22 protein-coding genes and 1 pseudogene (1 of these 23 only partly in view) are annotated in these 22,036 nt (G+C 73.2%); 18 read left to right on the forward strand and 5 right to left on the reverse strand.

Going from position 1 to position 22,036, the window contains the following annotated elements; all coding sequences use genetic code 11:
- The 3 genes and pseudogenes from A5481_RS29360 to A5481_RS29370 all read left to right on the forward strand — a co-directional run.
- Positions 1-807 (forward strand): annotated as a pseudogene (locus tag A5481_RS29360) (S1C family serine protease) (it extends 322 nt beyond the left edge of the window).
- A 67-nt stretch (positions 808-874) separates the two neighbouring features.
- Positions 875-1,165: a hypothetical protein gene (locus A5481_RS29365; RefSeq protein ID WP_156312123.1), complete on the forward strand. Its 291-nt coding sequence runs from the start codon at positions 875-877 to the stop codon at positions 1,163-1,165.
- Positions 1,166-1,290: 125 nt separating this feature from the next.
- Complete coding sequence (locus A5481_RS29370; RefSeq protein WP_048436892.1) at positions 1,291-1,647, forward strand: hypothetical protein; 357 nt, start codon at positions 1,291-1,293, stop codon at positions 1,645-1,647.
- Between the two features lie 3 nt (positions 1,648-1,650).
- Here the strand turns inward: A5481_RS29370 and A5481_RS29375 are convergent, their stop codons facing one another.
- A complete protein-coding gene (locus A5481_RS29375) occupies positions 1,651-2,976 on the reverse strand; it encodes a flavin monoamine oxidase family protein (RefSeq protein ID WP_064504475.1) in 1,326 nt (441 codons plus the stop codon).
- A gap of 136 nt (positions 2,977-3,112) precedes the next feature.
- On the opposite strand from A5481_RS29375, the gene A5481_RS29380 reads away from it, so the two are divergent.
- On the forward strand, positions 3,113-3,595 hold the full coding sequence (locus A5481_RS29380) for a GNAT family N-acetyltransferase (RefSeq protein WP_064504476.1): 483 nt from the start codon (positions 3,113-3,115) through the stop codon (positions 3,593-3,595).
- 30 nt (positions 3,596-3,625) lie between these two features.
- On the opposite strand, the gene A5481_RS29385 is transcribed toward A5481_RS29380, so the two are convergent.
- The 3 genes from A5481_RS29385 to carA form a co-directional block, all read right to left on the reverse strand.
- Positions 3,626-4,318, reverse strand: coding sequence for a class I SAM-dependent methyltransferase (locus tag A5481_RS29385; protein ID WP_064504477.1), 693 nt, complete (start codon positions 4,316-4,318; stop codon positions 3,626-3,628).
- 25 nt (positions 4,319-4,343) lie between these two features.
- A complete protein-coding gene (locus A5481_RS29390; RefSeq protein WP_048436391.1) occupies positions 4,344-4,715 on the reverse strand; it encodes a hypothetical protein in 372 nt (123 codons plus the stop codon).
- Between the two features lie 137 nt (positions 4,716-4,852).
- On the reverse strand, positions 4,853-6,067 hold the full coding sequence (gene carA / locus A5481_RS29395; protein WP_048436397.1) for a glutamine-hydrolyzing carbamoyl-phosphate synthase small subunit: 1,215 nt from the start codon (positions 6,065-6,067) through the stop codon (positions 4,853-4,855).
- A gap of 176 nt (positions 6,068-6,243) precedes the next feature.
- Here carA and A5481_RS29400 point away from each other — a divergent pair, with 176 nt between their 5' ends.
- From A5481_RS29400 to A5481_RS29410, 3 genes are all read left to right on the forward strand, one after another.
- Positions 6,244-6,696, forward strand: a complete 453-nt coding sequence (locus tag A5481_RS29400; RefSeq protein ID WP_048436392.1) for a GatB/YqeY domain-containing protein — start codon at positions 6,244-6,246, stop codon at positions 6,694-6,696.
- A 347-nt stretch (positions 6,697-7,043) separates the two neighbouring features.
- Positions 7,044-9,137 (forward strand): methyl-accepting chemotaxis protein, encoded by a 2,094-nt coding sequence (locus A5481_RS29405; RefSeq protein WP_156312049.1) that lies wholly within the window; start codon positions 7,044-7,046, stop codon positions 9,135-9,137.
- 116 nt (positions 9,138-9,253) lie between these two features.
- Entirely contained in the window at positions 9,254-11,125 is a 1,872-nt protein-coding gene (locus A5481_RS29410) for a M23 family metallopeptidase (protein WP_048436393.1), read from the forward strand.
- An 18-nt stretch (positions 11,126-11,143) separates the two neighbouring features.
- Here A5481_RS29410 and A5481_RS29415 read toward each other — a convergent pair whose 3' ends face one another.
- Positions 11,144-11,407: a Uma2 family endonuclease gene (locus A5481_RS29415; protein WP_053082547.1), complete on the reverse strand. Its 264-nt coding sequence runs from the start codon at positions 11,405-11,407 to the stop codon at positions 11,144-11,146.
- A gap of 182 nt (positions 11,408-11,589) precedes the next feature.
- Here A5481_RS29415 and A5481_RS29420 point away from each other — a divergent pair, with 182 nt between their 5' ends.
- The 11 genes from A5481_RS29420 to A5481_RS29470 all read left to right on the forward strand — a co-directional run bounded on the left by A5481_RS29420 (position 11,590) and on the right by A5481_RS29470 (position 22,012).
- A complete protein-coding gene (locus tag A5481_RS29420) occupies positions 11,590-12,057 on the forward strand; it encodes a (2Fe-2S)-binding protein (protein WP_048436394.1) in 468 nt (155 codons plus the stop codon).
- A 12-nt stretch (positions 12,058-12,069) separates the two neighbouring features.
- On the forward strand, positions 12,070-14,256 hold the full coding sequence (locus tag A5481_RS29425) for a xanthine dehydrogenase family protein molybdopterin-binding subunit (RefSeq protein ID WP_048436395.1): 2,187 nt from the start codon (positions 12,070-12,072) through the stop codon (positions 14,254-14,256).
- Positions 14,253-14,531, forward strand: a complete 279-nt coding sequence (locus A5481_RS29430; RefSeq protein WP_048436396.1) for a c-type cytochrome — start codon at positions 14,253-14,255, stop codon at positions 14,529-14,531. Before A5481_RS29425 ends, A5481_RS29430 begins: the two co-directional genes overlap by 4 nt.
- The gene (locus A5481_RS29435) at positions 14,528-15,784 is read left to right on the forward strand and encodes an NAD(P)/FAD-dependent oxidoreductase (protein ID WP_082984978.1); all 1,257 of its coding nucleotides are present in this window, start codon (positions 14,528-14,530) and stop codon (positions 15,782-15,784) included. The genes A5481_RS29430 and A5481_RS29435 overlap by 4 nt, the downstream gene beginning before the upstream one ends.
- Positions 15,781-16,260: a sulfur oxidation c-type cytochrome SoxX gene (soxX, locus tag A5481_RS29440; protein WP_064504478.1), complete on the forward strand. Its 480-nt coding sequence runs from the start codon at positions 15,781-15,783 to the stop codon at positions 16,258-16,260. Before A5481_RS29435 ends, soxX begins: the two co-directional genes overlap by 4 nt.
- Positions 16,257-16,757: a SoxY-related AACIE arm protein gene (locus tag A5481_RS29445; RefSeq protein ID WP_048436849.1), complete on the forward strand. Its 501-nt coding sequence runs from the start codon at positions 16,257-16,259 to the stop codon at positions 16,755-16,757. Before soxX ends, A5481_RS29445 begins: the two co-directional genes overlap by 4 nt.
- A 2-nt stretch (positions 16,758-16,759) precedes the next feature.
- A complete protein-coding gene (gene soxZ / locus A5481_RS29450) occupies positions 16,760-17,080 on the forward strand; it encodes a thiosulfate oxidation carrier complex protein SoxZ (protein ID WP_048436848.1) in 321 nt (106 codons plus the stop codon).
- Between the two features lie 166 nt (positions 17,081-17,246).
- On the forward strand, positions 17,247-17,780 hold the full coding sequence (locus A5481_RS29455; protein WP_048436847.1) for a (2Fe-2S)-binding protein: 534 nt from the start codon (positions 17,247-17,249) through the stop codon (positions 17,778-17,780).
- A complete protein-coding gene (locus A5481_RS29460) occupies positions 17,777-18,790 on the forward strand; it encodes an FAD binding domain-containing protein (protein WP_048436846.1) in 1,014 nt (337 codons plus the stop codon). The genes A5481_RS29455 and A5481_RS29460 overlap by 4 nt, the downstream gene beginning before the upstream one ends.
- Before the next feature lie 9 nt (positions 18,791-18,799).
- Positions 18,800-21,037: a xanthine dehydrogenase family protein molybdopterin-binding subunit gene (locus tag A5481_RS29465; protein ID WP_048436845.1), complete on the forward strand. Its 2,238-nt coding sequence runs from the start codon at positions 18,800-18,802 to the stop codon at positions 21,035-21,037.
- A 78-nt stretch (positions 21,038-21,115) separates the two neighbouring features.
- Complete coding sequence (locus A5481_RS29470; protein ID WP_048436844.1) at positions 21,116-22,012, forward strand: alpha/beta fold hydrolase; 897 nt, start codon at positions 21,116-21,118, stop codon at positions 22,010-22,012.
- Positions 22,013-22,036: the final 24 nt, after the last annotated feature.

The following is a 22,036-nucleotide window of genomic DNA, read 5'->3' on the forward strand; positions in this document are numbered from 1 at the left end:
GTCACCAACAACCACGTCATCCAGGGCGGCGGCGACATCCAGGTCCGGCTCTCGACCGGCGAGGTGGTGCCCGCGACCCTGGTCGGCACCGATCCGAACTACGACCTGGCGGTTCTGAAGCTCGGGCGCGTCACCGCCGCGCCGCCGCCGATCGCCGTCGGCACCTCCGCCGATCTCAAGGTCGGGCAGTTCACCTACGCGATCGGTAACCCCTTCGGCCTCGACCATACCCTGACGACCGGGGTGGTGAGCGCGCTCCAGCGCCGCCTGCCGACCGCCGAGGGCCGGGAGCTCTCCGGGGTGATCCAGACCGATGCGGCGATCAACCCGGGCAATTCGGGCGGGCCGCTGCTCGATTCCGCCGGCCGCCTGATCGGCGTCAACACCGCGATCTACTCGCCGTCCGGCGCCAGCGCCGGCATCGGGTTCGCGATCCCCGTCGACGTGGTCAACCGCGTGGTGCCGAACCTGATCCGCACCGGCCGCACCCCGACCCCGGGCATCGGCATCGTGGCGGCGAACGAGGACGCGGCGGCGCGGCTCGGCATCGACGGCATCGTGGTGGTGCGGGTGCTGCCGGGCTCGCCGGCCGCCGCGGCCGGCCTCCAGGGCGTCGACCCGGCGACGGGCGATCTCGGCGATGTCATCATGGGGGTGAACGGGCGCCCGGTACGCCGCCTCGCCGACCTGACCGCGGCGCTCGAAGCGCTCGGCCTCGGCCGCGCCGTGACGCTCCAGGTCGAGCGCGACGGCCGGGCGATCACCGTCTCGGTCACCCCGGCCGATATGGGCCAGCGCCGGCGGTAGCCGGCTCGCGGGGCGGCGGCGAAGCCGCTATCCTGGCGCCCGATTCCACCCGGAGCCTCGCGCCGCCGTGACCTCCCGCCTCCTCGCCGCCCCGCTCCTTCCTGCCCCGCTTCTGGCCGCCCTGCTCCTGACAGCCGCCGTCCTGCCGGCGGCGGCGGGCGAGCGCGCTGCCCCGAGGCCCCGCCTGTGCCCGCAGGACGCGCCGCCCGGCGTGCGCCTGCCCGACCGGCCCGAATGCCGCGAGGCGCCTCCCGCCGCCGTCAGGTCGACCGCACCGGGCTTCATCGATCTCGGCAACGACACCTCGCTGCGCGTCAGCGGCCGGGCCGGCTACGAGATCGGCTACGGCCGGCGGTAGTGCGTACCTGTCGGGCGCGCGGCAGGCACCGCCCTTCGTCGAGAATCGCGCCTCCGCGCCCTGCCGCTCCGGAACCCTCGGGCGTCGCCCCGCATTCGGTCCCCGAGGGCGAGACGGAGGGCACGATGATCCTTGCAGCCTGCGAGGGCCGGCACTGGCAATACGAGATCGTCGAGCATGCCGACGGCTACGTCGTGCGGATGCGCGACCTCGAATCCGGCGACCTCGACGACGAGGTCGTCACGGTGTTCCGCACCATGCCGGTCGCCTTCGCCTTCGCCGAGATGTCGGCGGCCTTCGACCGCTTCACGGCCTCGACCGACGACGAGCCCGACGACGCCCAGACGGCGACGGACTTCGCGGTGAGCGAGCGCGCCTTCAGCGATCTCAGCAGCCGCCTGTGCGACGGCGGCGTCGCCGGCAGCCTGGTCCAGGCCTGGGAGCGCCAGCCCGCGGACGGCCCGCGGCTGACGCTGCATTGAGGCTCACGATCCCAGCCGCCTGAGCACGGCCGCCGCCGCCCGCTCGCCGTCGAGCGTCGCGCCGCCGACCGTCATCGCGCCCCCGCCCGCCAGGGCCTCGCCGGCGAGGAAGATCCGGTCCGCCACCGGCACACGCAGCGCCTCGCGGGCGGGAAGACGGCCGGGCCGGGCGATCGAGTAGCTGCCGCGGGCGAACGGATCGGTCCACCAGGCGGCGAGCCGCCCGGCGGTGACGGCGGTGCGGATCCCGGTGCCGAAGACGCTCGCGAGGTGATCGGTCGCCGCCGCGAGCGCGGCGCCCTCCCCGGCCTCGCACAGCGCGCGGGCGCCGTCGCCGCCGCAATGGAGCACCGCCAGCGGCTTCCCGAACGGCTGCATCTCGAGATAGGCGGTGAGGCCGGGCGTGCCGCTTTGCAGGATCACGGCGTCGCGCAGATCCTGCTCGCGCAGGCGCGCCGGATCGAGGGCGAGGCCGATCTTGGTATAGGCGCCCATGCGCAGCCCCGCCACAGCCTCGGCGGTCGCCGCCGGCAGGGCGGGGGTGAAGCGGAGGGAGCCTGCCGCCAGGACGCCGACCGGTACCGTCAGGATCGCGCAAGCCGCCCGCAGGGTGCCGCGGGGCGTCTCGACGGCGACGCCCGGTCCGCTCCAATCGACCATCGTGGCGGGCGTGCCGAGACGCACCGGCAGGCCGGCGTAGTGGCCGGCCACCAGGGCGCCGTAGCCGTCGACCCAGATGTCGTCGCCGGACCAGAGCTGGTCGTAATCGGCGCAGGAAACCCGGTCCGGCTCCTCGCCGAGGGTGAGCCGGGTCAGGCCCGTGGCGGCGGCCCGCGCCGCCTCGTCCTCGCCCGCCACCGCCTCGGCGACCGAGCGGTCCGGGGCGGCGGGCGAGGCATCCGGATGGTCGAGGAGGAGGCTCACCCGGCCGAACCCGGCCCGACGCTGGCGCCGCTCGGCCTCGCTCGCCCGGACGCCGTCCTTCACCAGGACCGGCCAGGGGCTGGTGGCATCGTCGCTGGTGCGCACGCCCGCCGCCCGCGCGATCTCCCGCCATGGGTTGCGCTCGGCCCAGTGCACGTATTGCCCGCCGGCATCGAAGCTGCGCCCGGCGCCGAGGGCGGTCTCGGTGAAGGCCCGCCCGCCGATGCGGTCGCGCGCCTCGAGCACCACCACGCTGTGGCCGCCGCGCCGGATCGCCGAGGCCGCGGCGAGCCCGGCGGCACCGGCACCGATCACCACGACGTCGGCGTCGGCCGCCGCGCGAGCTTTGGCGGATGCAGCGAGGATCGCCGCCCCGGCCACGAGGGAGCGACGCGACAGCGCCATCCCGGTTCTCCGTCTCGTTCCTGTCCGGTCACACCTCGGCGGCGGAAGGACGCCGGCAAGGCGCGCGCGGCGAAATATCGCCCGGCCCCGCCCCGGGCGCTTCCGTCCCGGCGCCGGCGCCCTTATGAGCGGCGCCATGCAGATCCGCCCCGCCCGCCCCGAGGACGTCCCCGCCATCCGGTCGATCATCGTGCCGGTGATCCGCGCGGGCGAGACCTACACCCTCGACCCCGACATGACCGAGGCGGACGCCCTGGCCTACTGGACGGGACCGGACAAGGAGACCTTCGTCGCCGAGGAGGTGGGCGAGATCCTCGGCACCTACTACATGCGGGCGAACCAGGCCGGCGGCGGCGGCCACGTCTGCAATTGCGGATACATGACGCGCACCGGTGCGACGGGGCGCGGGATCGCCCGGCGGATGGCCGAGCACTCCCTCGACCATGCCCGCGCGCGCGGCTACCGGGGGATGCAGTTCAACTTCGTCGTCAGCACGAACGAGCGGGCGGTGCGGCTGTGGCACGCGCTCGGCTTCCAGACCGTCGGGCGGCTGCCGCTGGCGTTCCGGCACCCGGAGCACGGCTATGTCGATGCGCTGGTGATGTTCCAGGCGTTGTGACGCTCGCGGTCCGGGACGGCGACCAGGCCCTCACGCCCGCGCGATGAACGCCATCCGCCCCTGGTTATGCCCGAGGTTCCGCGTCATCCGCTCGGCGCGGAAGCCGGCCTCCCGCAGCCGGGCCAGGATCGTCGCCTCGTCGTAGCGCGCAAGGCCGAGGCGCCGGCGCAGGGCGCGGTAATCCGACAGCAGGGTCCGGGCGAGGCCGACGACGGCAGCCGTCAGGAAGCCCTCGCGCCGGGCGAAGGCGAGGAGAGCCGCCGCATCGGCGGCGGCGCCGAGCTGCGGCGGGATCACGTCGGCGAGGATCAGGCGGCCGCCGGGCTTGAGCGTGCGGCGCCAGTCCCGCAGGCAGGCGTCGAGCTCGGCCGATGTGAGGTATTGCGCCAGGGAATTCGCCACGACGAGGTCGAGGCTGGAAGCGGGCAAGGCGGCGACCTCCTCCGGCGCGAGGACGGCGATCCCGTCATGGCCGGCGAAGCGGGCGGCCAGGGCCGCGCGCTGGCGCGGGGAGGTGTCGCAGAGGAGGAGCCGGCCGCAGGCCTCGGCGACCCGGTCGGCGGACGAAGCCTCGCCGCAGCCGTGATCGAGGACGACGGCGCCGGGATGCGGCACCAGGGCGGCGATCTCGCCGGCCAGCCCGGCATAGTGCCGGGCCTTGTGGCGGGCGTTGACGTAGATCGGGGTGTCGCGGTCCCAGAATTCGCGCCAGGACGAGACCACGATCAGGCGTCCATGTCGGGGCGGCTCAGCCGCCGATGAGCAGGACCGAGACGGCCCGGTCGATCGAGAGGTAGAACACCGCGAAGGCGACGAGGGCGGCGAGCGCGAACTCGGCGGCGTCGTTCGGCAGGGCGCGCAGCTCGCGCAGGGTCTCGCGGCCGTAGAGGGCGCCGAGCCAGGCCAGCGTCAGCACCACCGGCATCGCGAACAGGAACGACCAGGTGCTTTCGACCCGGCTCGCCATCGGATCCATCAGCGCGCGGATGTTGCGCACCCACGGGGCCTGGATCGCCGCCGCCAGGGTGGTGACCCAGGCGAGACCCACGGCGATGCCGAGATGGGTCGTGAAGGTGCGGTGCAGGCGCGAGAAGCTGTCGGTCGCGGCGTGGTCGGTCACTGGGCAAGCCCCGAATCGCGGCCCCGCGACGATCGTTGGCTCGTCGTCGCTCCAGGGCGGTGTACGGCCGGGAGAATCGGCCGCGAGTTCGGGTTTTTTGTGGCTGCGGCCGGAACCGGCCGCAACCTTTTTCGCAGTTATGCGTTGCTGCCCTTCGTCTCGCGCATGAGGCTGACGAACCGGTCGAACAGGTAGTGGCTGTCCTGCGGGCCCGGCGAGGCCTCCGGATGGTGCTGCACCGAGAAGGCCGGGCGGTCGGTGAGCGACAGGCCGCAATTCGAGCCGTCGAACAGCGAGACGTGGGTCTCGACCGCGTTCGCCGGCAGGCTCGACGGATCGACCGCGAAGCCGTGGTTCATCGAGACGATCTCGACCTTGCCGGTGGTGTGGTCCTTCACCGGGTGATTGGCGCCGTGATGGCCCTGGCTCATCTTCACCGTGCGGCCACCGAGCGCGAGGCCCATCAGCTGGTGGCCGAGGCAGATGCCGAAGGTCGGGACCTTGTGGTCGAGCAGCGCGCGGATCACCGGCACGGCGTATTCGCCGGTCGCCGCCGGATCGCCGGGGCCGTTCGACAGGAACACGCCGTCGGGCTTGAGCGCCAGGACCTCCTCGGCGCTCGCGGTCGCCGGCACCACGGTGACGTCGCAGCCGGCCTTGGCGAGCAGGCGCAGGATGTTGCGCTTCACGCCGTAATCGATCGCCACGACCTTGAGGCCCTCGCCCGCGGCCCGGCTGCCGTAGCCGGCCGGGTGCTGCCATGCGGTCTCGCCCCAGGCCTGGGATTCGCGGCTCGTCACCGGCGGCACGAGGTCGAGGCCCTCCATCGGCGGCAGGGCGGCGGCCTTGGCGGTCAGGGCCGCGCGGTCGAAGCGGCCTTGCGCGTCGTTGGCCAGGATCGCGTTCGGCATGCCGCGGTCGCGGATGAGGGCGGTGAGCGCGCGGGTGTCGACGCCCGTGATGCCGACGATGCCCCGCGCCTTCAGCCAGCCGTCGAGGTGGCGCGACGAGCGCCAGTTCGACGGGTTGGTGACGGCCGAGGCGATGACCGCGCCGCGCACGCCGGAGGCCGGCGCCGCGTCGAGGCTCTCGAGGTCCTCGTCGTTGGTGCCGACATTGCCGATATGCGGGAAGGTGAAGGTGACGATCTGCCCGGCATAGGACGGATCGGTCAGGATCTCCTGGTAGCCGGTCATCGCGGTGTTGAAGCAGACCTCGCCGGCGGCCTCGCCGGTGGCGCCGATGCCGAACCCTTCCAGGATCGTGCCGTCGGCGAGCACCAGCAGGGCGGTCGCGACGGGCTCGGCCCAGCCTTCGGGTTGCGCGGGGGCGGCCGCGTCGTCTTGCAGCATCATCGTGAACTCGCTTATGTCGCGGCCGGGCACGGCCGACGGGCGCGGCCGGCTGTTTACGAGGCCGGCGGCAGCCCGGTCAATCTGGGGATGCCCCGGTATCCCCTCAAGTGCCCCGCCTTTCAAGTGCCGAGAACGGCACGACTTGCATCACACGACAACACCAGGAGACCGGCATGCTGCGCCAGCGCCTCACCGCCGAGATGAAGGAGGCCATGAAGGCCGGCGACAAGGCGAAGCTCGCCACCGTCCGGCTGATCCAGGCCGCCCTCAAGGACAAGGACATCGAGGCCCGCGGCCTCGGCAAGGAGCCCCTCGTCGACGAGGAGATCTTCGCGCTGCTCCAGAAGATGATCAAGCAGCGCAACGAATCGGCCACGGTCTACGACCAGGGCGGCCGCCCGGAGCTCGCCGAGGCCGAGCGGGCCGAGGCCGCGATCGTCGCCCAGTTCCTGCCCCAGCAGATGGACGAGGACGAGACCCGCGCGGCGGTTCAGGCCGCCATCGCGGAGACCGGTGCCGCCTCGCCCAAGGACATGGGCAAGGTCATCGCGGCGCTGAAGGGCGCCCATGCCGGCCGGATGGATTTCGCCAAGGCGAGCGCCCTGGTGAAGGCGGCCCTGGCCTGACGGGCCGGCCGACCGGCATCCTCGGCGCCGCACGACGCGGCGCCGGCGAGGCCGTCGCGGTCGCCCTTCGCCGACGCGGTGATCGCTTCGGCGGAGGGCGGGCGGTGCGGCGGGCCCGCGTCCTCCCCGAGGTCGCCGGGCGAGTGCCTGCCGATCGCCGGCGAGCAGCATTGCATCGATTTCGCGCAAGATCCTCTTTTCCATTCGCCATCCTCATCCAGCTGTCGAACAGCTGACCTTGTATCCGCGCTGCTCTTCCGTTAGTTCTTCATTAATCACTCTGTCGTCACATCTGCCCGGTTTTCCAGGGGAACCGCTGCCGGTTCCCAGCATTCCGGGGGTCCGTGGTGAGGTCGCTGCTGTCAATCCGGGCGCTGGTGCTCGGAATCACGCTCGCGCTCGGGGCGATCGTCGGGGCGATGACCCTCGACGGGGTCGTCACGGCATGGACCGGCCACCGCAACGCGGAGACCGTCGCCGCCGCGGCGAAGCTCGACCAGCGCATCCTCGACGCCATGCAGGCCTTTCGCTCCGAGCGCGGCGACACCGCCGCGACCCTGAGCCTCGCGGGCGAGCAGGTCGCCGCGATGCGCCCGGTCATCGCCGGCCATCGCGGCCGGGTCGACGCGGCCGTGCAGGCGCTGCTCGCCGCCCCCGCCGACCTCGACGTGCCGGGTCTCGCCCCGGCCTTGAAGGAGCTCGATGCCGGCTACCGCGACCAGCTCGCCCTGCGGACCAGGGCCGACGCGGCCTACGGCCTCGAGGCGGGGGCCCGCGACAAGGCGCTCGCCCCGCTGGTGCTGCAGACCGGCGACGGCGTGCTTGCCCGCCTGGAGCGGGTCTCGACGGTGCTGGAGCAGCGGATGTCCCAGCTCGATCCGGGGACCCGGCTCCTGACCGGCGTCAAGAACAACGCCTGGACGACCCGGGCCACCGCCGGCTCGCTCGCCGTGGTGGTCAACACGATCCTGTCGAGCGGCACGCCGCTGACGCCGGAGCAGGCCGAGGCGGTGCAGGTCCTGCGCGGCCGCTACGAGGCGGCCTGGGGCCGCGTCGAGAAGGCCGCCGCCGAGCTGCCGCCCGCGATCGCCGCCCCGATCGCGACGGCGCAGGGCACCTACTTCACCCCGGAAGTGGCGGCGGCGATCCAGCGCAACCTGCGGGCCTTCTCGCCCGGCGCCGAGGCGGCGATGACGCTGCCCGAATGGCAGAAGTTCATCACGCCCCGGCTCAACACCCTGGTGGCGGTGGCGAGCGCGGCCCTGAACGCCGGGGTGCGGGACGCCGATGCGGCGGCAGAGGCGGCGGAGCGCCGGCTCGTCGTCAACGCGGCCCTGTTCGCCGCGGCCCTCGCCCTGGTGGCCCTGGCCTGCGCGGTGGTCCACATCCGCATCGCCGTGCCGATCCGGCGCATGACCGGGGCGATGCAGGCCCTGGCGCGGGGCGACGCCGCCGTCACGGTGCCGGCGATGGGACGGGCCGACGAGATCGGCGCGATGGCCGCCACCGTGCAGGTGTTCAAGGACAACCTGATCCGCACCAGGGCGCTGGAGGAGGAGACGGCGCTCGCCCGCGCCTCGGCCGAGGAGCAGCGCCGGGCCGGGATGCGCCAGATGGCGGACGCCTTCGAGCACGCCGTCGGCGACGTGATCGAGCAGGTCGCCGCCTCGGCCACCGAGCTCCAGGCCACCGCCGCGGCGATGTCGGAGGGCGCGAGCCGGACCGCCGGCCGCTCGTCCACCGTCGCCGGCGCCGCCGGCCGGACGGCGGAGAATGTCGGCACGGTCGCGGCCGCCGCGGAGGAGCTCGGCACCTCCGTCTCCGAGATCGGCCGCCAGGTCTCGGGCTCGGCCGCGCTCGCCCGCAACGCCGTCGACGAGGCGGCCGGCACCGCCGGGCACATGCGCGAGCTGAGCGAGGCGGTGGCGCGCATCGGCGACGTGGTCGGGCTGATCTCGTCGATCGCCAGCCAGACCAACCTGCTCGCGCTCAACGCCACCATCGAGGCGGCCCGGGCCGGGGCGGCGGGCCGCGGCTTCGCGGTGGTCGCCGCCGAGGTCAAGGAGCTCGCCGGCCAGACCGCGAAGGCGACGGACGAGATCACGAGCCAGATCGGCCGGATCCAGGGCAAGACCGGCGACGCGGTCGCGGCGATCGACACGATCACCGGCCGGATCGCGGAGATCGACCGGGTGTCGGTCGGGATCGCCACGGCGGTGTCGCAGCAGGGCGCGGCGACGCAGGAGATCGTCCGCAACGTCGCCGAGGCCGCGTCCGGCACGCAGGCCGTGACCCGCACGATCGAGGCGGTGGCGGGCGCGGCGGAGGAGACGGGCGCCGCGGCGACCCAGGTCCTGGCGGCCTCCTCCGAGCTGTCGCGGCAATCCGAGCAGCTCTCGGCCGAGGTGGCGCGCTTCCTCGCCACCGTGCGGGCGGCCTGACGCGCGGAACCGGGCTTCGTCTCAAAACCGTCAAGGTCTCGGCGCCAAGCGGGCGGGACGGCCGCCGGGGATTCGCCTCGGGGGCCTCCCGCCCTCACGACAGAATCGCCGAAAGAGTGTTCGTCGACGCGCCCTCCCTCCCCGGCTCCGCCGCTGCCGCGGCGCCCCGGCAGGCCCTCAACCTGCGCTGGCTCGCCGGCAGCCTGCTGACCGGCATCACCGGCGCCGGCCTGATCGGCATCGCGCTCTATCTCGCCGCCGCCGACGGCATCGTGGCGACGCCGCCGGAGCGGGCGGTGGCGCCCCACGGCGAGGGCGGGGCCGGCGAGGTCGCCCGCAAGGGCGACCGGCTGGTGCGCGACGAGATGATCGTCGCCGCCAAGACCGCCTTCAAGGCGCCGATGTCCGAGCGCGCCGGCGAGCGCGAGGTGATCCGCCTGCATTCCTACGTGCAGATCGCCACCGAACTGCCGTTGCGCGCCCCCGACGTGCCGGTGCCGCCCTTCGATCCCCTGCGCAGCGCCCGGATCGAGGCGCCGGCCCCGGCGGAAGGCGATTCGGACCCGGCCGAGACCGCCGTGACCCTGGTGCGCAGCCCGCTCGCCGAGGCCGCGATCGAGACCGGGGCGCCCGCCCTCTCGGATGCCGAGGTCGACGCCCTGGTGGCCGAGACCCAGGACCTCGCCGGCGGGCCGCTGCCGCCGGCCTTTCCGGCCGAGCGCCTCCTGTCCCGCGCCCTGCGGCCGGCCGCCTCGCCCGACGAATCGACGGTCGAGGCGCGCTTCCGCAACATCGAGGTGCGGATCCTGCCCGAGAACCTGACCGAGATCGCCGAGACGAGCACCGGCGGCCAGGCCGCCGGCCCGCCGCTGGTCGAGGAGCGCGACCTCGTGCTGGGGAAGGACCAGGGCCTCGAGGACCTCCTGCGGCGCAACGGCGCCGAGCCGGCGCGGCTCTCCGCGATGCTGGCGAGCCTGAGCCCCCGGGCCCGGGGCGACCTGCCCGAGGGCCAGCACGTGCGCCTGCTGATCGCCCCGCAGGGCGACGGCCACGCGCCCGAGAGCCGCGGCATCGCCCGCGTCACGCTCTACGGCGAGGACGGCATCCAGGAGATCGTCGCGGCCAACGACCGCGGCGGCTTCGTCTCGGTGGCGCCGCCCCGGCCGGGCGCCACCCGGGACGACGACGAGGAATCCGGCGTCACCCTGTACGAGAGCCTGTACGGCACCGCGCTCAAGAACGGCGTGCCGCGCGCGATCATCGAGGAGATGGTCATGGCGCTGGCGACGGGCACCGACCTGCAGCAGCGCACGAATGCGGGCGACCGGGCCGAATTGTTCTTCACCGAGGACGACGACGCGAAGCCGGAACTGCTCTACGTGGGCCTGCGCGTCCACGACGAGACCTACGGCCTCTACCGCTACCGCGTGCCGGGCTCGGGCGAGATCGACTACCTCGACCCGAACGGCCGCTCGAGCCAGAAATTCCTGATGCGGCGCCCGGTGGCGGAGGGGCGGATCTCCTCGCCCTTCGGCCCCCGCCTGCACCCGATCCTCGGCTATTCCCGGCCGCATAACGGCGTCGACTGGGCGGCGACCCGCGGCACCCCGATCATGGCGACCGGCGACGGCACCATCCTGTCGGCCGGCGCCCGCTCCGGCTACGGCAACCGGGTCGAGATTCAGCACGCCAACGGCTACACCACCGCCTACAACCACATGGCGCGGATCGCCCGCGGCATCGCGCCGGGCGCCCGGGTGCGCCTCGGCCAGGTGATCGGCGCGGTCGGCACCACCGGCCTCTCGACCGGCCCGCACGTCCACTACGAGGTCGCGATCAACGGCCGCTTCGTCGACCCGATGAAGATCCGCCTGCCGAGCGCCCGCGAGCTGACCGGGCAGACGCTGGCCGCCTTCCGGCAGGCCGAGGAGCAGATCGACGCCCTGCGCCAGAAGCACGGCGGCAAGACGGTGGCGGAGCGGACGTAACGTCGGGCGTGTCGTTCGTCACGGAGGCGCGGGGTTGTCCGGCGAGGCGCTGCGCGCATCCACTGGGGCGAGGAGCAGATCCGGCTCCAGCAGCAGGCGCGGCCCGAGCTGAAGCGTGCTCTCGATGCCGAGATAGACCGTCTCGGGAACGGATCGGGCGAGCCGGCGCATCACAGCGTTCTTCACGACGTCATGCGCGAAGCCCTTCGCGGCCATCTCGACGAGTTCCCCGTCCAGAAGCTCGACCCGCTCGTCGTCGCGCAGGATCCCGGCGGCCGGCATCAGCTACAGGTCGCCGGCCGTGAAGCGGCGCGGGCTCACCCTGGCCGCCCCGCTCGCGCATCCGTCAATTGACAGACACAGCCGCTCGCCCCGAAGTTGTTAGAACGACAAGGTGCGAGCCCATCGCCCGAAGGCGGCGCCCCGCGCGACAGCCATCCCCCGAGCCATCACCGGAAACGCCCATGATACGCCTGAACGTGAACGGGTCCGTGCGCGAGGTCGAGGCGGAGCCCGACACGCCGCTGCTCTGGGTGATCCGCGAGCAGGTCGGCCTCACCGGCACCAAGTACGGCTGCGGCATCGCGCAATGCGGCGCCTGCACGGTCCATATCGACGGGCAGCCGGTGCGCTCCTGCTCGCTGCCGGTCTCGGGCGTCGACCCGGGCCAGAAGATCGTCACCATCGAGGGCCTGAGCCCCGACCGCTCGCATCCGGTGCAGAAGGCCTGGGCGGCCCTCGACGTGCCGCAATGCGGCTTCTGCCAGTCCGGGATGATCATGGCCGCCGCCGCCCTGCTGGCGCAGAACCCGAAGCCGAGCGAGGCGCAGATCCGCCAGGAGATCACCAACATCTGCCGCTGCGGCACCTACAACCGGGTGCTCGCCGGCATCACGCTCGCCGCCGAGGGCGGCGAGACCGGCCGCGGCTGAGGGGGTTTCGCGATGACCATGACCGCCTCCCCCGCCCTCTCCCGCCGCTTCTTCCTCGCCGGTGCCGGCGCCGCGGCCGGCGGGCTCGCGCTCGGCTTCGACCTGCCGGGCGCCGGCGCGGCCCCCGCCGGGGCTACGCCTGAGATCAACGCCTGGGTGGTGGTGCGCCCGGACGAGACCGTGGTGATCCGCATCGCCCGCTCGGAGATGGGCCAGGGCACCCTCACCGGCCTCGCCCAGCTCGTGGCGGAGGAACTCGGCTGCGACTGGGGCAAGGTCACCACCGAGTACCCGACGCCGGGCCAGAACCTCGCCCGCGGCCGGGTCTGGGGCGACTTCTCGACCGGCGGCAGCCGCGGCATCCGCGAATCCTACGTCGCGGTGCGCCAGGGCGGGGCCGCCGCCCGCACCATGCTGGTCGCGGCGGCGGCGGGGGAATGGGGCGTGCCGCCCGGCGAGTGCCGGGTCGAGACGGGCACGATCCGCCATCCGGCGTCGGGCCGCTCCACCACCTTCGGCAAGGTCGCGGCCGCCGCCGGCCGGATGGAGCCGCCGAAGGACGTGGTCCTGAAGGATCCGAAGGACTGGACCATCGCCGGCAAGCCGGTGAAGCGCCTCGATACGCTCGAGAAGACCGACGGCTCGCAGGTCTACGGCATCGACCTCACGCTTCCGGGCATGCTCAACGCCGCGATCCGCGACTGCCCGGTGGTCGGCGGCACGGTGCGGAGCGTCGATGCCGCGGCGGTCGAGACGATGCCCGGCGTGCGCAAGGTGGTGCGGGTCGGCGACAGCGCCGTCGCCGTCGTCGCCGACACGTTCTGGCGCGCCAAGACCGCCGTGGACGCCCTGCCGGTCGTCTGGGACGAGGGCCCGAATGCCGGGGTGTCGAGCGAGACCATCGCGGCGATGCTGCGGGAGGGGCTCGACGCCCCCGAGGCCTTCGTCGGCAACAAGGCCGGCGACGCGGCCGCCGCGCTGAAGGGCGCCGCCAGGGTGGTTGAGGCGACCTACGCCTACCCGTTCCAGAACCACGCCACGATGGAGCCGATGAACGCCACGGCGCGCTGGACGCCGGAGCGCTGCGAGGTCTGGACCCCGACCCAGAACGGCGAGGCGGCGCTCGCCGCGGCGGCCGAGGCCGCCGGCCTCTCGGCCCGGCAATGCGACGTCCACAAGATCCATCTCGGCGGCGGCTTCGGCCGGCGCGGCGCCACCCACGACTGGGTGCGCCAGGCGGTGCTGATCGCGAAGGAACTCCCCGGGACCCCGGTCAAGCTGATCTGGACCCGCGAGGAGGACATGACCCACGGCCGCTACCACCCGGTCACCCAGTGCCGGATGCGCGCGGCCCTCGACGAGAGCGGCACCCTCACCGGCCTGCACATGCGGATCTCCGGCCAGTCGATCCTTGCCGGCATCATCCCGGGGCGGCTCGCGCCCGACGGCAAGGACCCGGTGACGTTCCAGGGGCTCAACCCCGGCGGGGCGGAGGCGGCGATCGGCTACACGATCCCGAACCTCCTCATCGACCACGCGATGCGCAACCCGCCGATCATCCCGGGCTTCTGGCGCGGGGTGAACACCAACCCGAACGCGATCTACCTCGAATGCTTCCTCGACGAGGTGGCGCACGCGGCGGGCCAGGATCCGCTCGCCTTCCGGCGCAAGCTGATGGGCAAGCACCCCAAGCACCTGGCGGTGCTGAACGCGGTGGCCGAGCGGATCGGCTGGGAGACGTCGAAGCCGCCGGCCGGCGTGCACCGGGGCCTCGCCCAGATCATGGGATTCGGCAGCTACGTGGCGGCCGCCGCCGAGGTGTCGATCGGCGACGACGGCAGGATCAAGGTCCACCGCATCGTCGCCGCCACCGATCCGGGCGTGGCGATCAACCCGCAGCAGATCGACGCCCAGGTCGCCGGCTCGTTCGTCTACGGGCTGTCGGCGGCGCTCTACGGCGAGTGCACGGTCAAGGACGGACGGATCGAGCAGACCAACTTCGATTCCTACCCGGTGCTGCGCCTCGACGAGATGCCGAAGGTGGAGGCGATCCTGATGCCGTCGGGCGGCTTCATCGGCGGCGTCGGCGAGCCGACGATCGCGGTCGCGGCGCCCGCCGTGCTCAACGCGGTCTTCGCCGCCACCGGCAAGCGGGTGCGCCAGATCCCGGCGAGCCGCACGGACCTGAAGCGCGCGTGAGGGCCGGCCTCCTGCTCCTGCTGCTCGCGAGCCAGGCCGCGGCCTCCCCGGCGGCGGCTTCGCCGCCGGGCGCCTCGTCCTGCTCGGGCTGCCACGGCGCCCCGGGTGGGGCGGTGCCGAGCCTCGCCGGCCGCACGGCCGAGGACATCGCGGCCGCGCTCGCCGCCTTCCGGGCCGGCACGCGGCCGGCGACCGTGATGACCCGCATCGCCAAGGGTTTTTCCGACGAGGAGAGCCGGGCGATCGCCGCCTGGCTCGCGGGAGGCGGCCGGTGACCGGGATCGGCCGCCGTGCGGTGCTGGCGGGGCTCGCCGCCGCCACCCTCCCCCGCCCCGCCGTGGCGCAGGGCGCCCGCGGGCGCGTCGTCGTGGTCGGCGGCGGCTTCGGCGGCGCCACCGCCGCCCGAGTCCTGCAACGCGCGGGCCTGTCCGTCACCCTGGTCGAGCCGGCGGAGACCTACTGGGCCTGCCCGTTCAGCAACGAGGTGATCGCGGGCCTGCGGCCGATGGCGGCGCAAGGCTTCGGCTACGAGGCCCTGCGGGCGCGCGGCGTGACCGTCGCGCGGACCAGCGCGGAGGCGATCGACGGCGCGGGCCGCCGGGTCCGCCTCGCCGACGGCACCACCCTCGACTACGACCGGCTGGTCGTCTCCCCGGGCATCGCGCTGCGCTTCGACGCGCTGGCGGGCTACGACGAGGCGGCCGCCCAGGTCATGCCGCATGCCTGGAAGGCGGGGACGCAGACCGAACTCCTCGCCCGCCAGCTCGCCGCGATGCCGGACGGCGGCACGGTGGTGCTGTCGGTGCCGGGCAACCCCTATCGCTGCCCGCCCGGCCCCTACGAGCGGGCGAGCCTGATCGCCTGGTACCTCAAGACCCGCAAGCCGCGCGCCAAGCTGATCGTGCTCGACGCCAAGGACACGTTCTCCAAGCAGAGGCTGTTCGAGCAGGCCTGGAAGGCGCTGTATCCCGGCACGCTCGACTACGTACCGCTCGCCGGCGGCGGGCAGGTCGTCTCGGTCGATTCCCGCGCGATGACCGTCGCCACCGACTTCGAGACCACCAGGGCCGATGTCGCCTGCATCATCCCGCCCCAGCGCGCCGCGCCGATCGCGGCGGCGGCCGGCATCGCCGACCGCTCGGGCTGGTGCCCGATCGACCCCGTCACCTTCGAATCGCGCCTCGTGCCGCGCATCCACGTCGTGGGCGATGCCGCGATCGCCGGGGCGATGCCGAAATCCGCCTTCGCGGCGAACGCGCAAGGAAAGGTCTGCGCCGAGGCCGTGATCGACCTCCTGGCGGAGCGGGCGCCCGCCGCCCCGAAGCTCATCAACACCTGCTACAGCCTGGTCGCGCCGGGCTACGGCATCTCGGTCGCCGGGGTGTACCACCCGGACAAGGGCGTCCTCGCCGACGTCGAGGGTGCCGGCGGCACCAGCCCGCTCGACGCGCCCGACGCGATCCGCCGGCGGGAAGCGGACTACGCCGAGGACTGGTACCGGACCATCACGTCGGCGGTGTTCGGGTGAGGCGGGCGGCGGCCGCGCTCGTCGCGCTTGCCCACCTCGCCCACCCCGCCCTCGCCCACCCCGCCCTCTCCCAGGAGGGCCCTGCCCCGCTCGCGCCCGTGGCGATCGTCGGCGACGCGATCCCGCAGCCGCTCGACGGCCGCACCGGCGACGCCGCGCGCGGGCGCGCCGTCGCGGTCGATTCGCGCAAGGGCCTGTGCCCGCTCTGCCATACCGGGCTCGGCGGGACCGCGCCGGCGGGGGATCTCGGGCCCGACCTCTCGGAGGTCGGCGCGCGGCTCTCCGCGGGGCGCCTGCGCCTGCGCCTCGTCGACGGGCGCGCCTTGAATCCGGAGACCCTGATGCCCTCCTACTACCGGACCGACGGCGCGCGGGTCGCGAGCGCCTGGCGCGGCCGGCCGGTCCTGGAGGCGGGCGAGATCGAAGACGTGATCGCCTATCTCCTCACCCTGACGGGAGGGCGCGGGACGCCATGAGCGCAAGATTCGACGAGCGCAGGTTTCCGGTGAGAGCAGGGTTCCACCGCCGCACGATCCTCGCGGGGGGCGCCGGCCTCGTGACCCTCGCGCTGGCCCGGCCCGGCCGCGCCGCGATCCTCCGCCCGACCCGCGAGGCGACCGTCGAGGCGATCCGCCGCTTCACCGGCGGCGCGAGTGTGCAGGCGGGCCGGATCCACCTCGACATGCCGCCGCTGGTCGAGAACGGCAACACCGTGCCGCTGGCGATCACCGTCGAGAGCCCGATGAGCGAGGCCGACCACGTCCGCCGCATCGCGGTGTTCAACGACAAGAACCCGCAGCCGCACGTGGTGACGCTGCATCTCGGCCCCCGCGCCGGCCGCGCCGCGATCAACACCCGGATCCGGCTGGCCGATTCCCAGACCATCACGGCCGTCGCCGAGATGCGCGACGGCACCTTCTGGTCCGCCACCGCCGACGCCATCGTGACGCTGGCCGCCTGCGTGGAGGGGTGAGCATGGCCCGCGCCCTCATCAACCTGCCGAAGACCGCCGCGCCCGGCGCCGTGATCGAGATCAAGACCCTGATCTCGCATCCGATGGAGACCGGCTACCGCCCCGGCCCGGACGGCCGGCTGATCCCGCGCAACATCATCACCGAGTTCGTCTGCACCTATGACGGCGAGGAGGTGTTCCGCGCCGAACTCTCCCCGGCGAGCGCCGCCAACCCCTACCTCACCTTCACGACCGTCGCGACGAGGACCGGGGTGCTGCGCTTCACCTGGACCGGGGATCACGGCTTCGCGCAGACCGAGGAGGCGGCGATCACGGTGGGGTGAGGGACGGCGATCGGGGAACCGCGCGCCCGACTCCCTTCGGGGGGCATACTCCCTCGGGGAACGCCCGCACCTTGGAACGGTTATCGGGTATGCCGCCCGGCTCGAGGGCCGCGCGCCCTCTCGGCGCGCGCCGAGGCCGGGCCCCCTCACGATCGATGGCAGACCCATGCTGAGCGACAGCGGCTCCTCCGCCTCACCGGGCACGATCCCGGTCACCCTGACGGTCAACGGGCAGGAGCGCCGGCTCCGGGTCGCGCCCTGGACCACGCTCCTCGACCTGCTGCGCGAGGAGCTCGACCTCACCGGCACCAAGAAGGGCTGCGACCACGGCCAGTGCGGCGCCTGCACGGTGATCGTCGACGGCAAGCGGATCAATTCCTGCCTCGCGCTCGCGGTGCAGAAGGACGGCGCCCGCGTCACCACCATCGAGGGCCTGTCCTCGGGCAGCCTGCACCCGGTCCAGGCGGCGTTCCTGGAGCACGACGCCTTCCAGTGCGGCTACTGCACGCCGGGCCAGATCATGTCGGCGGTGGCGCTGATCGAGGAGGGCCGCGCCCGCTCGCGCGACGAGATCCGCGAGCACATGAGCGGCAACATCTGCCGCTGCGGCGCCTATGCCAACATCGTCGACGCGGTCGAGGACGTGCTGAAGGGCAAGTCGTCGTCCCGCTCGTCGTCCGTCCGGGAGGCCGCGGAATGAACCGGTTCGAGTATACCCGCGCCGGCACCGTGCAGGAGGCCGTGCAGGCGCTCGCCGCCGATCCGGCGGCGCGCTTCATCGCCGGGGGCACCAACCTCGTCGACCTGATGAAGTACAACGTCGAGCGGCCGGGCCGCCTCGTCGACATCACCCGCCTGCCGCTCGACGAGATCGTCGCGCATGACGGCGGCCTGCGCCTCGGCGCCCTGGTGCCGAACGCCACCGTGGCCTACGACCCGCTGGTCAACGAGCGCTATCCGCTGCTCGCGAGCGCGCTGCTGGCCGGCGCGTCGCCGCAGCTGCGCAACGCCGCCACCACCGGCGGCAACCTGCTCCAGCGCACCCGCTGCTACTATTTCTACGACGAGGCCACGCCCTGCAACAAGCGGGAGCCCGGCAGCGGCTGCCCGGCGATGACGGGCGTCAACCGCATCCACGCGATCCTGGGCGCCTCGGACACCTGCATCGCCACGCACCCCTCCGACATGTGCGTCGCGCTCGCCGCGCTCGAGGCGGTGGTCCAGGTCGAGGGACCGGAGGGCCGGCGCAGCATTCCCTTCGCCGAATTCCACCGCCTGCCGGGCGACGCGCCGCAGGCCGACACCACGTTGCGCCACGGCGAGATCGTGCTCTCGGTCGACCTGCCGGACGAGGACTTCTCGCAGCACTACACATACCTGAAGCTGCGCGACCGGCTGTCCTACGCCTTCGCGCTCGTCTCGGTGGCGGCCGCCCTGGAGATGGACGGCGACACGATCCGGACCGCCCGCCTCGCGCTGGGCGGCGTCGCCCACAAGCCCTGGCGCAACGCCGAGGCGGAGAGCCGCCTGCAGGGCAAGAAGGCGACGCCGGAGACCTTCCGCGAGGCCGCCGACGTGATCCTGGCCGAGGCCCGGCCCTACGCCCACAACGCCTTCAAGGTCGAGCTGGCGCGGCGCGCCATCGTGCGGGGCCTGTCCCAGGCCGCCGCCGGCACGCCGCAATCCCAGACCGACAAGCGCATCGCCTGAGGTAATCGCATGGCAACCCCCTCCCGCTACGTCGGCACCGCCCAGAGCCGCCAGGACGGCCCCGCCAAGGTGACGGGCGCCGCGAAATACGCCGCCGAGTTCACCGCCCCCGACCTCGCCCACGGCGTGGTCGTGTCGAGCGCCATCGCCAAGGGCCGCATCACGGCGATCGACACCCGGGCCGCCGAGGCGGTGCCGGGCGTCATCAAGGTGCTGACCCACGAGAACAAGCCGCGCACCGCCTGGCTCGACTACAATTACCGCGACCAGGTCGCGCCCCCCGGCTCGCCGTTCCGGGCGCTGAACGGCCCCGAGATCGTCTATGGCGGCCAGCCGGTCGCCCTGGTGGTGGCCGAGAGCTTCGAGCTCGCCCGCCACGGCGCCTCCCTCGTCAAGGTGACCTACGACGAGGAGGTGCCGAACACCGACCTCGAGAAGAACCGGGGCGCAGCCTACGTGCCGCCGAAGAAGCGCTCCGGCATCAAGCCGCCGCCGGACCCGCGCGGCGACGCGGCCGGCGCCTTCGACAAGGCGCCAATCCAGCTGCGCCAGGAGTACAGGCAGGCGATCGAGCACCACAACCCGATGGAGCCGCACGCCTCGACGGTGGTCTACGAGGGCGAGGGCAAGCTCACCATCCACGACAAGATCCAGGGCGTGAACAACACCCAAGGGTACGTCTGCGGCGTGTTCAACCTGAAGCCCGACGACGTGCGGGTGATCACGCCCTATGTCGGCGGCGGGTTCGGCTCGGGCCTGCGGCCGCAATACCAGCTCTACCTCGCGGTCGCGGCCGCTCTCGACCTCAAGCGCTCGGTGCGGGTGGTGCTGACCCGCGACCAGATGTTCACCTTCGGCTACCGGCCCGAGACCGTCCAGACGGTGGCGCTCGGCGCCGACAGGGACGGCCGACTCCAGGCGCTCACCCACGACGCGGTCGCCGGCACCTCGACCTTCGAGGATTACCAGGAAGCGGTCGTCAACTGGTCGGGCCTGCTCTACCACTGCCCGAACGTCACGCTCGACTACAAGCTCGCCAAGATCGACACCTACACCCCGTCGGACATGCGGGCGCCGGGCGCCGTCACCGGCATCTTCGCCCTCGAATCGGCGATGGACGAACTGGCCTACGCCACCGGCGTCGACCCGCTGGAACTGCGGCTGCGCAACTACGCCGAGCGCGACGAGGGCGAGGGCAAGGACTTCACCTCGAAGGCGTTGCGCGCCGCCTACGAGCAGGGCGCCGCGCGCTTCGGCTGGTCGAAGCGCAAGGCGGAGCCGCGCGCGATGCGCGACGGGCGCGAGCTCGTCGGCTGGGGCATGGCAACCGGCGTGTGGGAAGCCATGATGATGCAGTCGAGCGCGAGCGCCACGCTCATGCCCGACGGCAAGCTCGAACTCGCCTGCTCGACCGCGGATCTCGGCACCGGCACCTACACGATCCTGTCCCAGATCGGCGCCGACGCGCTCGGCCTCGACCTCGACCGCGTCACCACGCGGCTCGGCGACACCGCGCTCCCCGAGGCGCCGCTCGCCGGCGGCTCCTGGACCGCGGCGTCGTCGGGCGCGGCGGTGCAGGCGGCCTGCCGCAAGGTGGCGGAGACGCTGTTCGGCTACGCCCGCGGCATGGCGGATTCGGCGCTGGCCAACGCCGATTTCGCCCACGTCACCTTCGCGGACGGCGAGATCCGGCTCCAGACCGATCCATCGCGAAAAGTCGGGATCGCGGACGCGATGCGGGCCGGCGGCGTCGCGACGGTCGAGGCGACCGAGACGGTCAAGCCGAGCATGCTCACCGCGATGCGCTACTCGGCCTACACCCACTCGGCGGTCTTCGCCGAGGTGAAGGTCGACGAGGAGCTCGGCGTCGTCCGGGTGACGCGGGTGGTCAGCGCCATCGCGGCCGGCAAGATCCTCAACCTCAAGACCGCCCGCAGCCAGATCCTCGGCGGGGTGGTGATGGGGATCGGCGCCGCGCTCGAGGAGGAGTCGATGCTCGACCACAACCTCGGGCGGATCATGAACCACAATCTCGGCGAGTACCACGTGCCGGTGAACGCCGACATCCACGACATCGAGGTGATCTTCGTCGACGAGCACGACGACAAGGTCAGCCCGCTCGGGGTCAAGGGCCTGGGCGAGATCGGCATCGTGGGTGCGGCCGCCGCGGTGGCGAATGCGGTGTTCCACGCCACCGGCAAGCGGGTACGCGAGCTGCCGATCACCATCGACAAGATCCTCGCCTGACCCATCTGACGGGACCAGGGGAACCAGGGGCGGGACCTGCGCGGGTCCCGCCCCTGGCGTTTGAACGGGGGACACCGAATGGACGTCAACAGCGTCGCGGCCGGCGAGGTCGACATCACCTACGAGGCCTCGGGGCCCGACATGGGGCAGCCGATCCTGCTGCTGCACGGCTGGCCGGACGATCCGCGCACCTTCGACGGCGTGGTGCCGACGCTCAACGCCGCCGGCTGGCGCACCATCGTGCCCTACTGGCGCGGCTGCGGCCCGACGAAGTTCCTCGATCCGCAGGCGCCGCGAACCGGCGAGACGGCGGCGCTCGCCACCGACATCCTGGCCTTCATGGACGCGCTGGGCTTCTCGCGCCTGCCGGTCGTTGGGCACGATTGGGGCGCCCGCGTCGCCTACCTGCTGGCGGCGGCCCGGCCGCAGCGCGTCGCCTCGATCGCCGCCATGTCGGTGCCCTGGGCGCCCGGCCGCATCGGCGTGCCGCCGCTGCCGCAGGTGCGGGCGTTCTGGTACCAGTGGTTCATGAACACCGAGCCGGGCGCCGCCTTCGTGCGCGAGAACCCGCTCGCCTTCGCCCGCGAGCAATGGGTGGCCTGGAGCCCGCCCGGCCCCTGGTTCACCGACGAGACCTTCGGCAAGACCGCCCCGTCGCTCCAGAACCCGGACTGGGCCGCGGTGACCCTCAATTTCTACCGCTCGCGCTGGGGCGCCGACGCGCCCGACCCGCGCTTGTCCGACCTGACCCGGGAGGCCGAGGCCGCGAGCGGCATCGCGGTGCCGACCCTGGTGATCCACGGGGCCGCCGATACCTGCGTGCTGCCGGCCTCGTTCGCGGGCCAGGAGCAGCATTTCACCGGCACCTTTCGCAAGGTCGAGCTGGAGGGCGTCGGCCATTTCCCGACGCGGGAAGCGCCCGACAAGGTGGCGGAGGCGCTGCTGACCCATCTGGGCGAGGTCGGGGAGCATTAGAGCTTTTCGGCTTAGTCTGGATCA

Source organism: Methylobacterium platani (assembly GCF_001653715.1).
Taxonomy (GTDB): domain Bacteria; phylum Pseudomonadota; class Alphaproteobacteria; order Rhizobiales; family Beijerinckiaceae; genus Methylobacterium; species Methylobacterium platani.